The sequence below is a fragment of the Streptomyces sp. NPDC026500 genome (assembly GCF_055567635.1).
The window spans coordinates 82,822-95,142 of sequence record NZ_JBVHQB010000005.1 but is presented as its reverse complement, the minus strand read 5'-3'; the positions used below and the strand labels follow the sequence as shown (position 1 = coordinate 95,142).

General features: G+C 70.1%; 8 protein-coding genes. 2 read left to right on the top strand and 6 right to left on the bottom strand.

Going from position 1 to position 12,321, the window contains the following annotated elements; genetic code table 11:
- Positions 1 to 1,154: 1,154 nt before the first annotated feature.
- From ACZ4N5_RS11075 to ACZ4N5_RS11060, 4 genes are all read right to left on the bottom strand, one after another.
- Positions 1,155 to 1,427, bottom strand: coding sequence for a hypothetical protein (locus tag ACZ4N5_RS11075; protein WP_467756809.1), 273 nt, complete (start codon positions 1,425 to 1,427; stop codon positions 1,155 to 1,157).
- A gap of 335 nt (positions 1,428 to 1,762) precedes the next feature.
- Complete coding sequence (locus tag ACZ4N5_RS11070) at positions 1,763 to 2,782, bottom strand: TolB family protein (protein ID WP_467756808.1); 1,020 nt, start codon at positions 2,780 to 2,782, stop codon at positions 1,763 to 1,765.
- Positions 2,779 to 4,131: an MFS transporter gene (locus ACZ4N5_RS11065; RefSeq protein WP_467756807.1), complete on the bottom strand. Its 1,353-nt coding sequence runs from the start codon at positions 4,129 to 4,131 to the stop codon at positions 2,779 to 2,781. The genes ACZ4N5_RS11070 and ACZ4N5_RS11065 overlap by 4 nt, the downstream gene beginning before the upstream one ends.
- Position 4,132: 1 nt before the next feature.
- A complete protein-coding gene (locus tag ACZ4N5_RS11060) occupies positions 4,133 to 5,005 on the bottom strand; it encodes an alkaline phosphatase family protein (RefSeq protein ID WP_467757114.1) in 873 nt (290 codons plus the stop codon).
- Positions 5,006 to 5,323: 318 nt separating this feature from the next.
- Between ACZ4N5_RS11060 and ACZ4N5_RS11055 the strand changes: the two genes are divergently transcribed.
- Positions 5,324 to 8,320 (top strand): bifunctional [glutamine synthetase] adenylyltransferase/[glutamine synthetase]-adenylyl-L-tyrosine phosphorylase, encoded by a 2,997-nt coding sequence (locus ACZ4N5_RS11055; RefSeq protein WP_467756806.1) that lies wholly within the window; start codon positions 5,324 to 5,326, stop codon positions 8,318 to 8,320.
- Positions 8,321 to 8,443: 123 nt separating this feature from the next.
- Here the strand turns inward: ACZ4N5_RS11055 and ACZ4N5_RS11050 are convergent, their stop codons facing one another.
- Both ACZ4N5_RS11050 and ACZ4N5_RS11045 read right to left on the bottom strand, forming a co-directional pair.
- Positions 8,444 to 9,289 (bottom strand): phosphatase PAP2 family protein, encoded by an 846-nt coding sequence (locus ACZ4N5_RS11050; RefSeq protein WP_467756805.1) that lies wholly within the window; start codon positions 9,287 to 9,289, stop codon positions 8,444 to 8,446.
- A gap of 123 nt (positions 9,290 to 9,412) precedes the next feature.
- Positions 9,413 to 10,447: a LacI family DNA-binding transcriptional regulator gene (locus tag ACZ4N5_RS11045; protein ID WP_467756804.1), complete on the bottom strand. Its 1,035-nt coding sequence runs from the start codon at positions 10,445 to 10,447 to the stop codon at positions 9,413 to 9,415.
- A 469-nt stretch (positions 10,448 to 10,916) separates the two neighbouring features.
- Between ACZ4N5_RS11045 and ACZ4N5_RS11040 the strand changes: the two genes are divergently transcribed.
- On the top strand, positions 10,917 to 12,191 hold the full coding sequence (locus ACZ4N5_RS11040) for an extracellular solute-binding protein (RefSeq protein WP_467756803.1): 1,275 nt from the start codon (positions 10,917 to 10,919) through the stop codon (positions 12,189 to 12,191).
- The last annotated feature ends 130 nt before the right edge of the window (positions 12,192 to 12,321 follow it).

The following is a 12,321-nucleotide window of genomic DNA, read 5'->3' as shown; positions in this document are numbered from 1 at the left end:
ACTGCCCCTTCTCGTCGGCCTCTCGGTTGGCAACACCCACGACAGTGAAAGGCCCTGAGGGGCAATTCAGGGCGTGACACCCGCCCTTGATCAGTTGCTGCCCTCTCCCCCTCCGGCTACTGTGACGCCCGCAGCACAGGTAACACGGTTGATGCGTTTGTGAGTTGATGAGGTCTGCAGACCACCAGACCTGACGAGGCGCATCCAGTCGTGATGTCCGCGAGTAAGGGCTTGCGGCAGAGGGGGAAGGTAATCAGTGATTCAACGAGTTCTGGCGGCAGGAGCCGCCGCCGCAATAGCATCCGTGATTTTCAGCGCTCCTCCGGCGAGCGCGGCGAATACGTTCTGCGTCTACACAACGGACGCGTTCAAGGGCGGGCAGGCCTGTTGGACGCCCAACGGGGACAAGCTCGAGGGCTGCGACATCGAAGCGGACGGCCTCCGGCCAAGTCTGGAAATGACGTACGCAGGCGGCTCCTTTTCTTTCGATGTTTACGGGGGAAACGGGAAGTGCAGGGCGGAGGTCAACAACCTCCGTGAAGGAACCCGGGTCACGGTGAAGGTGTGCCTGCAGAAGGGCGATGCCGGCAGAGAGGTGTACTGCAACTCGAGAAGTGGCGTCGCGTAGGACTTCTCCCGACCAGGAGGCCGAAGCCGACCTGGATTCCAGTTGTGGTGTCTACGACGGTGGTTCCACGGGGTCCTCGAAGCTGAGCTGCCTCGGGGCGGTGTCGAGTGGCTCCGGTGGCTGGTCGAACACGACGCGGTAGTCCCCGCCGGAGGTCCGGTTGATGGGTGGCCGGTCTTCGAGCGCGGAGTGGGGCCGCGGCCCTCTTCACCTGATGGCCGGCACGCAAGCGGCATGGACCGTTCCGGCAACCAGCCTCGGCATTTCGCGACGGCTCGTCAGTTCAACTGGCGGGACGTTTCGGCTTGTCGGGCTGGTGAGGGGCAGGCTTCGGGCCCGGCTGTCGCGTCGGGTGCGCGTCGGGTTCCACGGCTCCGGTGGGACACCGCTGCCCGCAGGAACGGGAAGTACGGGCCAGCCGGGGTCCGGGAGAGTGTCCAGCCGGGCCAGGGCAGTCCAGGACGGGCCGCGGGCCCGGACCACGAGGAGTGGTCCGGGCCCGCGGCCGCGTTGAGCCTTGGTGTCGTCAGACGGTGGGGACTCCGCCGACGCTCGGAACCTCGGACAGCGCCTTCTTGATGGTGACCTTCGCGAAGTAGCCGGCGCCGAAGAGTATGCACTGGATGACGTACCAGAACTTCTCGGCACCGGTCATCTCGACCAGCCCGTACTCGCTCAGCGCCTTCTTCACCGGGACCTTCTGCATGTAGGCCGCACCGAAGTAGATGCAACCCAGGATGTACCAGAACTTCTCCGCCGAGGTGGTGGAGCCCTGACCGAGGTACTGACGTTCTGCCATGACGTTCTCTGCCTTCCGATGACCGTGGGACCCGGGGGAAACGCGCCGATCCGGTCCCTTGCGGGCAGCCTCGGGCAGCAGTCGCGCACGCCTGGCGGCATGCTGAAGCTCGAGTTGAGATGGCGTGGGTGCGCACTTGTCACGGTGCTGGTCGTCATGACGGCCAGCCGCCCCCCGGATGTGCAAGCCGCAGCATAGGGCAAGAGACCTTGATCGTCACCTTGGCTCTACCGAAGGCGTGAGCGCGGCTCGGAGCCGAGCGGCGACGAGTTCCGCGTGGGCCCTCGCGGCACGCACCTCGGCCGACGCTGAGGCTCCCGGCGAGGGGTGCGTCCCTAGCGCACGTACGCGGGAGACACCGCCGCGGTGCTGATGCGCCGCGGCTTTCCCGTGCCGTCGGGCGGGAGGGTCCAGAGGTCGGCTCCGTAGTCGCCGGGGAGGGCGTAGACGAGGGTGTGGTCGTCGCGCCAGACCACCTGGTCGTCGACGCTGCGGGGTTCGGCGAGCGGGGTCTCGTGCCCGGTGCGCAGATCGAGGACGTACAGATGCCAAGGAGCGTCCTTGGGAAGGCCCTTGACGCGCTTCTTGAACGCGATGCGGGTGCCGTCGGGGGAGAGGGACGGGCATTCGACGTTCGTGCGCAGGGTGGTGACGGTGCGGGTGGCCAGGTCGCCGCGGACCAGGTGGGTGGTGCCGTGCGTGGCCATGGTCGCGTAGAACGTGCGGTCGTCGGCCGCGAACGTCACGCCCCAGAAGTTGACGTCGGCCGCGTGGTAGGTCCTGCCGTCCTTCACGACGCGGTACGCCTCCAGGGACGACGTCAGTTCTCCCGTGCGGGTGTCGACGATCGCCGCCCGGGTGGAGAAGTTGGTGCCCGCGTAGGAGTCGCCGCCCACGAACGCCGTCCAGGCCGCGTACCGCCCGCTGGGCGAGACGCGGGCGCGGGACGGGATGCCGGGCACGTCGTAGCGGGCCCTCACGCGCAGGCCGGCGTCGAGGATCACCGCCCGGTAGGTGTCCTGGACCGTGCCGTGCACCGCCTGAAGGCACACCCCGGTGCCCGAAGCGGCGTAGAAGCGCAGGCACTTGACCTTGGACGCCGTGCGCGGGCCCGACGGGTCGGACGCCGGGACGGACGTCAGCTCGTCGCGGTGCGGGCCCCACGCCATGTTGCGGAACACCAGCCGCCGGGAGTCGGTCAGGGAGACGGGCCCCGCGGTGATCCGCGGGCCGCCCGGCTGGGCCTGGTTGCGGCGCTCCGCGCGGGCCGAGGCGTGCAGCACGGAGGCCGTCGCGACGCCCGCCAGGACGACCAGGGCGCAGACCAGGACCAGGATGCGGGTTCGCAGTGTCATACGGGGCCTTCTGAGGGGGTGCGGCGGACGGGGCGCAGGCTCATCGAGAAGAGGGCGCACAGGGCGAGTGCCACGGCCGACGCCGTGAGTGCCGTACGGTCGCCCCACGCCGTCCAGGCCGCGCCGAAGGCGAGCGAGCAGACGAAACGGGCCAGCGCCTGCCCCGTCTGGACCAGCGCGAGCCCGGACGACCGCAGTTCCTCCGGCACGCTGTCCGAGGCCGCGGCCATGAGCACGCCGTCCGTCGCCGCGTAGAAGCCGCCGTGCAGGAACAGGACGGCGAACGGCAGCGCCGTGCCGTGCCAGGACGTGAGCAGCAGGGCGTACGCGAGGAGCAGCGCGCCGTGGCCGGCCAGGAACACCCGCCAGCGGCCGGCCCGGTCCGCGAGCCGGCCGAGCGGGACGGCCAGCAGCAGGAACGCGGCGGCCGTGCCGACGGGCAGCAGCGCGAACCAGCGGTCCGGCACCCCGAGCCTGCGCTGGAGCAGCAGGAACATGAACGAGTCGCTGACCGTGGCGAGGCCGAGCAGGAGCGCGCAGAGCGCGATACCGCGCAGCTCCGGGCGGCGCAGGAGGGCGAGGGCGGCGCGCAGGGTGGGCCGCGGCGCGGCGGGGCCGACGGGCCCGGCGGGCACCTCGGCGCCTTCGGCCGTCGTACCCGGCCCCTGGGAGCCCCGGGAGCCCCGCGCGGCCGGACCGCCCGGCACGAACAGCATCAGGACCAGGAAGCCCACCACGGCCACGCAGAAACTCACCATGAACACCGCGTCGTAGCCGTCGACGGTCGCCCGGAGGATCAGAAAGGCGACCAGCGGGCCCAGCAGCGCGCCCGCCGTGTCCATCGCGCGATGGACGCCGAAGGCGCGGCCGCGGGTCTCCGGGGTGCTCGACAGGGAGATCAGGGCGTCGCGCGGGGCGGTGCGCAGGCCCTTGCCGGTGCGGTCGGCGGCGAGGACCAGGCCGATCGGGGTCAGGGTCTGTGCCACCAGAAGCAGTGGTTTGCAGGCCGCCGACAGGGCGTAACCGGCACCCGCCACCCACTTGTGGCGGCCGCCGCCCCGGTCGGCGAGATGCCCCCCGACGAGGCGGACCAGCGCAGAGAAGCCGTTGTAGATCCCGTCGAGGAGTCCGAAGCCGAGGGGCGACAGGCCGAGGCCCGCCACCAGGTACAGGGGCAGGACCGCCGTCACCATCTCCGAGGAGACATCGGTGATCAGGCTGACCGTGCCGAGTGCCAGCACCGTGGGCGCCACCGCGGCGAGGCGCCGCCCGGCTTGTGGCCGGGCGGCGCTTTCCGCGGACGCCGCCGGAGTCTCCGGTGTACTGGCGCGGCTGTCCGCTACGTACATGTCAGGACGTCCAGATGCCCGTGATGTCCTTGGCGGAGGCCGCGTTGCCGGCGTGCGTGAGGCCGTGCATGTCCTCCAGCGTGCGCAGCAGGTCGTAGTGGTTGCAGGTGGTGGCGGACGAGGAGCCCGGGGTCACCTGCTGGCCGTACAGCACCGTCGGGATCTTGTTGCCGGCGAGCCGGTTGTCCTCGTCGAAGGTGACGACGAGCAGGCTGTTGTGGGTCTTGGCCCAGGTGGCGTAGGCGTTCAGGTTGTTCTTGAGCCAGGTGTCACCGGTGGACACCGAGCAGTCGTGCATGTCGCTGCACAGGTTCGGGACGACGAAGGAGACCTGCGGAAGCGTCGTGTAGTCCGTCGGGAACTGGGCGAACGTCTTGGCGCTGGACGTCGGTACGTTGCTGAAGCCGAACCAGGGGTTGTGCTTGCGCGCGTAGTTCCCGCTGCTGCACGTGGTCGAACCCTGGCTGGGCAGCGTCTCGTTGTAGCTGCCCCAGGTCTTGCCCGCGGCGATCAGCTCGGAGGCGAGGTTCGGGGCGGAGGAGAAACCGGGCGTGTAGCAGCTGTCGTCCGTGATGCCCTGGGTGGCGCCGGAGAACAGGGCGAAATAGTTGGGCTGGCTCGGGTGCGTCTCGGCGTACGACTGGGAGAGGTTGGCCCCGCCGGTCTTGAGCGAGTTGATGTACGGGGCGCTGGAGGAGCCGATCACCTGGCTGTACGCATGGTTCTCGAAGACCACGACCACGACGTGGTCCGGGGTCGGGACCGCGGCCGCGGCGTGCGCGGGGGCCGAGCCGGCGAACCCGGTCCACAGCCCGACCGCGGCCGCGGTGAAGGCGAGGGCGGATGCGACGACGGCACGACTGCGGGTGAACACGTTTCTGCCGGACACTTCAGACCTCCGGTGGGGGGAGAGGCGACGGTGGCGGTGCGGACAGAGCATGCACACGCCAACATTCCCCTCGCTCACATCCCTCAACCGGCGGGATGAAGAGCCGGTGAACTAATGCCTCCACGTCCTTTGTACCGCCTCGCACGGTCGTCGGCACGGGGCGCCACCGGGCGGACCGGGGTTACGCTCAGGCGCGTACGACCTTGATCGGGCCAGGTGTGCGGAACGGGGACAGGTGTACGGGACGGGGCCAGGTGTGCGGGCCGGGACCGGGCGTACGACGTCGATCGACAGGAGGCCGGGATGACGGCGCCGGGGCGCAGAAGCAGTACCTTCACGCGACTGCTGCGGCACGGCTTCACCGATCCGTCGGCGGCCGAACGGCTCCTGGAGGGGCCCGAGCTGGCACCCGTACGGTCCGACCCGGTCCTCCTGGACGCGCTGGGCGCCACCGCCGACCCGGACCTCGCCCTGCTCGGCCTCGTCCGGCTCGTCGAGGCGCAGGACGCGCACCCCGCCCAGCGGGAGCTCCTCGACACGCTGATCGCGGCCAAGCCGCTGCGGGACCGGCTGCTCGGCGTGCTCGGCGCCTCCGCCGCGCTCGGCGACCACCTCGCCCGGCATCCGCACGACTGGCAGGCCCTCGTCACCTACGAGGCGCGGGACCTGCATCCCGGGGTCCAGGAGTTCGAACGAGGGCTGGCGGACGCGACGGACCCCGTCTCGTTGCGCGTCGCCTACCGCCGCTGCCTGCTCTCCATAGCCGCGCGCGACGTGTGCGGCACCACCGACCTCGCCCAGACCGCCGCCGAACTCGCCGACCTCGCCACCGCGACCCTGCGCGCCGCGCTCGCCATAGCCGAGGTCGCCGCGCCCGACGACGCCGCGCTGTGCCGGCTCGCGGTCGTCGCGATGGGCAAGTGCGGGGGACACGAACTGAACTACGTGTCCGACGTCGACGTGATCTTCGTGGGGGAGGGCGTCGACGGGGCCGACGAGAGGAAGGCCGTGCAGGCGGCCACCCGGCTCGCCTCGCACATGATGCGGATCTGCTCCGAGACGACCGTCGAGGGCACCATCTGGCCGGTCGACGCCAATCTGCGTCCCGAGGGCCGCAACGGCCCCCTGGTACGGACGCTCAGCAGTCATCTCGCCTACTACCAGCGGTGGGCCAAGACCTGGGAGTTCCAGGCCCTGCTCAAGGCCCGCCCGGTGGCCGGGGACCTGGAGCTGGGCGAGGAATACGTCGCCACCCTGGCTCCGCTCGTGTGGCACGCCGCCGAGCGGGAGAACTTCGTCGCCGATGTGCAGAAGATGCGGCGCCGGGTCGTCGAGAACATTCCGGCCGCCCAGATCGAGCGGGAGCTGAAGCTCGGTCCCGGAGGGCTCCGGGACGTCGAATTCGCCGTACAGCTCCTGCAGTTGGTGCACGGTCGGGCCGACACCTCCCTGCGCAGCGGTACGACCCTGGACGCCCTGAAGGCGCTCGCCGCGGGCGGATACGTGGGCCGCGCCGACGCCGTACAGCTCGACGACGCCTACCGCTTCCTGCGGTCGATGGAACACCGCATCCAGCTCTTCCGGCTGCGGCGCACGCATCTGGTGCCGGAGGACGAGGCCGATCTGCGGCGGATCGGGCGGTCGCTCGGGCTGCGCGTCGACCCGGTCAAGGAGCTGAACCGGGAGTGGAAGCGGCACGCGTCCATGGTGCGGCGGCTCCACGAGAAGCTCTTCTACCGGCCGTTGCTCGACGCCGTCGCCCAACTGGCTCCGGGCGAGACCCGGTTGAGCCCGGACGCGGCCCGCGAACGGCTGGTCGCGCTCGGGTACGCCGATCCGGCCGGCGCACGGCGCCATCTGGAGGCACTGGCGTCCGGCGTCAGCCGCAAGGCCGCCATCCAACGGACGCTGCTTCCCGTGCTGTTGGGGTGGTTCGCGGACTCCGCCAATCCCGACGCCGGCCTGCTCAACTTCCGGAAGGTGTCGGACGCGCTCGGCAAGACCCCTTGGTATCTGCGGCTGTTGAGGGACGAGGGCGCCGCAGCCGAGAACCTCGCGCGGGTCCTCTCGGCGGGCCGGCTCGCCCCCGACCTGCTGATGCGCGCGCCGGAGGCGGTGGCCCTCCTCGGCGACGGGGAGAGCGGCGGCCTCGAACCGCGCGGCCGCGCCCATCTGGAGCAGGAGATCCTCGCCGGGGTGCGGCGGGCCGAGGGCGCCGAACAGGCCGTGACCGCCGCGCGCGGCGTGCGGCGCCGGGAGCTGTTCCGTACCGCCGCGACGGACATCGTCGCCTCGTACGGAACCGAGGAGACACCGGCCGTCGCCGACCAGGGGGCGCTGGTCGACCTCGTCGGCGCGGCGGTGTCGGATCTGACGGCGGCGACGATCGCGGGAACCCTGCGGGCCGTGGTCCGGGACGGCTGGGGCGACACGCTGCCCACGCGGTTCGCGGTGATCGGGATGGGCCGCTTCGGGGGCCATGAGCTCGGCTACGGCTCCGACGCGGACGTGCTCTTCGTGCACGAGCCCCGGGAGGGTGTGGACGATCAGGAGGCGGCGCGGGCCGCGAACTCCGTGGTGTCCGAGATGCGGCGGCTGCTGCAGCTCCCCAGCGCTGATCCGCCGCTGCTGATCGACGCGGATCTGCGCCCCGAGGGGAAGTCCGGGCCACTGGTACGGACGCTGAAGTCGTACGAGGCGTACTACCGGCGCTGGTCGCTGGTGTGGGAGTCGCAGGCGCTGCTGCGCGCCGAGGTCGTGGCGGGGGACGCCGAGCTCGGAAGCCGGTTCATCGAGCTGGTCGATCCGCTGCGGTATCCGGCGGAGGGGCTGGGCGAGGAGGCCGTACGGGAGATCCGGCGGCTGAAGGCCCGGATGGAGTCGGAGCGGATGCCGCGCGGCGCCGACCCCACCCTGCACACCAAGCTCGGGCGCGGCGGTCTCTCCGACGTGGAGTGGACGGTCCAGCTGATCCAGCTCCAGCACGGCTGGGTCGAGCCGGGCCTGCGCACGACCCGGACCCGGGAGGCGCTCGCCGCCGCGTGCGCCGCGCAGCTGCTGTCCACCGAGGACGCGGCGACGCTGGACGAGGCGTGGGTGCTGGCCACCCGGGTGCGCAACGCCGTGATGCTCGTACGGGGGAGGGCCGGCGACACCTTCCCCTCGGACGGGCGCGAGCTCGCCGCCGTGGGCCGCTATCTGGGATATGACCCGGGCCACGTCGGAGACATGCTCGACGACTACCGGCGCACCACCCGGCGGGCCCGGGCCGTGGTGGACGAACTGTTCTACGGCGCGTGAGCCACGCGCCCGGCGCGCGCCGGGCGCGTGGCTCACGCGCCGGGCGCGTACCGTCGGTCGGTTCGGCAAGGGCCACAGGGGGACGCCCCGGCGGTCACCGAACGTGACGAAACGGGGCGTCGTTCAGACCTTCACGGGCAGGACCGGTGCCCCGCGCGTCCCCGGTACCCACTGCGGCAGCGCGTACGGCAGCGCTCCGTACCACAGGCGGGCCACCAGGAAGCCGAAGGCGAGGCAGAGCATGCCGCCCACCGCGTCCAGCCAGAAGTGGTTGGCGGTGGCGACGATGACCACGAGGGTGGCCGCGGGGTAGAGGATGCCGAGGATGCGGGCCCAGGGGGCCGAGGCCAGCGCGAACACGGTCAGCCCGCACCACAGGGACCAGCCGATGTGCATCGACGGCATCGCGGCGTACTGGTTGGACATGTGCTTGAGGTCGCCGGAAGCCATCGAGCCCCAGGTCTCGTGGACCGTGACCGTGTCGACGAAGGTGCCGCCGGTCATCAGGCGGGGTGGCGCGAGCGGGTAGAGGTAGTACCCGACGAGGGCCACCAACGTGGTGGCGAAGAGCGCGAGACGGGCCGCCGCGTAGCGGCCCGGATGACAGCGGTACAGCCAGACCAGAACACTCAGCGTCACCAGGAAGTGCAAGGTCGCGTAGTAGTAGTTCATCCCGATGATCAGCCAGCCGACCGAGTTCACCGCATGATTGACGGACTCCTCGACGGCGAGACCGAGATGGTGCTCCGTCCGCCAGATCCAGTCCGCGTTGCGCAGCGCTTCGCGTCTCTGCTCCGGCACGGCGTTCCGGATCAGCGAATACGTCCAGTAACTCATGGCGATGATCAGGACTTCGAACCAGAGGCGGGGGCGACGCGGGGCCCGCATACGACGCAGGACTTTGTTTCCCGCCTTCTCCTCCGCGACGGGCTGTGGAGTGGCCTGGTCCCGGCCTTCCAGTGTCGTCACGGTGTCTCACCCATAGGCACAGAGTCTGCCAGAAAAGCCTCAACTCACCGATCATCCCTCGGTCGGTTCCTGGCCGCACGTTCTACGCCTGAGGGAGGCCGAGAGCCCCCCTTACCCTCCTACTCAGGGACGATTCCGGTCCCCAGGCGCAGAAGCGGTCGAACCGCGCACCACCAATTCCGGCATAAATACGAATTCACTGTGCGGCGCGGGCGTCCCGCCGATCTCCTCCAGCAGCGTGCGCACCGCCGCCTGGCCCATCGCGGGCACCGGCTTGCGGACCGTCGTGAGCGGCGGGTCGGTGAAGGCGATCAGCGGCGAATCGTCGAATCCCACGACCGAGATGTCCTTGGGGACCTCCAGGCCGCGCTGACGCGCCGCCCGTATCGCGCCGAGCGCCATCATGTCGCTGGCGCAGACGATCGCCGTGCAGTCACGGTCCATGAGCGCGCTCGCGGCGGCCTGGCCACCCTCCAGCGTGTACAGAGAGTGCTGGACCAGTCGCTCCTCGACGTCCGCGGGGCTCAGGCCCAGCTGCTCCTGCATCGTGCGGACGAAGCCCTCGATCTTGCGCTGCACCGGCACGAACCGCTTGGGGCCGAGGGCGAGCCCGATGTTGGTGTGCCCGAGCGAGGCGAGGTGGGTGACCGCGAGGGCCATCGCCGCGCGGTCGTCCGGCGAGATGAACGGTGCCTGCACCTTCGGCGAAAAGCCGTCGACCAGGACGAACGGGACACCTCGGCCCCGCAGTTGCTCGTACCGCTGCATGTCGGCCGAGGTGTCGGCGTGCAGACCGGAGACGAAGATGATGCCGGCGACCCCGCGGTCGACCAGCATCTCGGTCAGTTCGTCCTCGGTGGAGCCGCCCGGAGTCTGGGTCGCGAGGACGGGGGTGTAGCCCTGGCGCGTCAGGGCCTGCCCGATGACCTGCGCGAGGGCAGGGAATATCGGGTTCTCCAGCTCGGGGGTTATGAGGCCCACCAGGCCCTCGCTGCGCTGCCGAAGGCGCACCGGGCGCTCGTAGCCCAGTACGTCGAGAGCGGCCAGGACGGACTGGCGGGTGGTCGCGGCGACGCCCGGCTTCCCGTTCAGGACGCGACTGACAGTCGCCTCACTGACCCCCGCCTGGGCTGCGATGTCGGCAAGCCGTGTGGTCACAGGATTGGACTGTACCGGTCGCATCTCACCCTGCCCACCAACCAGACGCCGTGTGCGGGCGGTTGATCGGCCCGCTCCGGGCTGCTGCGTCATCGCGCTCCCTCGTGTTCTGGTCGGCTCGGTGTCCCGTGCGTGCGCCGCGCGGGAAAGGGTGGCTCCTGCAAGGCGCTGACGGGCCGATGATCCCCGTGCGCGACACCCATGGCAAGAGCTTGCAGAGTCTTGCACAGAGGTCCGGATGTCTGCTGATCGGCCTGGCAGCAGGGTTTCGGGACGGCTGCCGCGAGGTCACGGGCCCGTAACTGTCGCCAGTTCTTGCACTTTTTTGCTGCAAGGTCTTTCGCGCCGCTTACAACGCTGTTACGTTCACGTCGCCCGGCGGACGCAACGGCGCAGTCGGCAAGTCGGCAAGGGGATCGGGCGGGACCGATTCTCCACCTACTCGGGCTTTCACCCTCAAGGAGATCTCATGCGGCGTGGCATAGCGGCCACCGCGCTGGTGGCGTCCATCGCCCTCGCGGCGACGGCCTGCGGCGGCAGTGACAGCAGCAGCGACAAGTCTGCGGGCCCCACCACCATCACATGGTGGGACACTTCCAACGCCACCAATGAGGCGCCGACGTACCAGGCCCTGGCCAAGCAGTTCGAGAAGGCCAACCCGACCATCAAGGTCAAGTACGTCAACGTGCCCTTCGACCAGGCGCAGAACAAGTTCGACACGGCAGCCGGTTCCAAGGGCGCCCCGGACATCCTGCGTTCCGAGGTCGGCTGGACCCCGGCCTTCGCGAAGAAGGGCTACTTCCTGCCGCTCGACGGCACCGCCGCCCTCGCGGACCAGGCCAAGTTCAAGCCCAACCTGATCGAGCAGGCCAAGTTCGAGGGCAAGACCTACGGTGTGCCGCTGGTCACCGACACCCTCGCGCTCGTCTACAACAAGGCGCTGTTCGAGAAGGCCGGCATCAGCGAGGCCCCGAAGACCTGGGCCGACCTGAAGACCGCCGCCGCGACGATCAAGAAGAAGACCGGCGTCGACGGCTACTGGGGCTCGACCCAGGCCTACTACGCCATGAACTTCCTCTACGGCGAGGGCACCGACACCGTCGACGCCACCGCCAAGAAGATCACGGTGAACTCGGCCGCCGCGAAGAAGGCGTACGGCACCTGGCAGGGTCTGTTCTCCGGCAAGGGCCTGCACAAGGCGGACACCACCGCCGACGCGTACGCCCACATCCAGGACGCGTTCGTCAACGGCAAGGTCGCCGCGATCGTCCAGGGCCCGTGGGAGATCACCAACTTCTACAAGGGCTCGGCGTTCACGGACAAGGCGAACCTCGGTATCGCCACCGTCCCGGCCGGCTCCACCGGAAAGGCGGGCGCCCCGACCGGCGGCCACAACCTCTCCGTGTACGCGGGTTCGGACAAGGCCCACCAGGAGGCCTCGCTGAAGTTCGTGAAGTTCATGACCTCGGCGTCGTCGCAGGCGACGATCGCTCTCAAGAACTCCACGCTGCCGACGCGTGACGACGCCTACACCGACGCGGTCAAGGCCGACCCGGGCATCGCCGGCTACCAGGGTGTCCTCGCGGCCGCCCAGCCGCGCCCGGCGCTGCCCGAGTACAGCTCGCTGTGGGGCCCGCTCGACATCGAGCTGCCCAAGATCGCGGGTGGCAAGGAGTCCCTGGACAAGGGCCTGAGCAACGCCGAACTGGCGATCGCCAAGCTGGTCCCGGACTTCAGCAAGTGAGCCCGTGTGGCCGCCGGATCCTTCCCCGGCCCGACCTCGGTCGGGCCGGGGGGACCCCCGACAGGGGGAACGGAACCGGCGGCCACCGGCTGTGTGCGCCCAACTCCTGATCTTGCAGAAGGTGTCGAAC

What these genes read in the sequence shown, in the direction of transcription:
- ACZ4N5_RS11075 (WP_467756809.1), bottom strand. Translation starts at nt 1,427, where the DNA reads ATGGCAGAACGTCAGTACCTCGGTCAGGGCTCCACCACCTCGGCGGAG.
- ACZ4N5_RS11070 (WP_467756808.1), bottom strand. Translation starts at nt 2,782, where the DNA reads ATGACACTGCGAACCCGCATCCTGGTCCTGGTCTGCGCCCTGGTCGTC.
- ACZ4N5_RS11065 (WP_467756807.1), bottom strand. Translation starts at nt 4,131, where the DNA reads ATGTACGTAGCGGACAGCCGCGCCAGTACACCGGAGACTCCGGCGGCG.
- ACZ4N5_RS11055 (WP_467756806.1), top strand. Translation starts at nt 5,324, where the DNA reads ATGACGGCGCCGGGGCGCAGAAGCAGTACCTTCACGCGACTGCTGCGG.
- ACZ4N5_RS11040 (WP_467756803.1), top strand. Translation starts at nt 10,917, where the DNA reads ATGCGGCGTGGCATAGCGGCCACCGCGCTGGTGGCGTCCATCGCCCTC.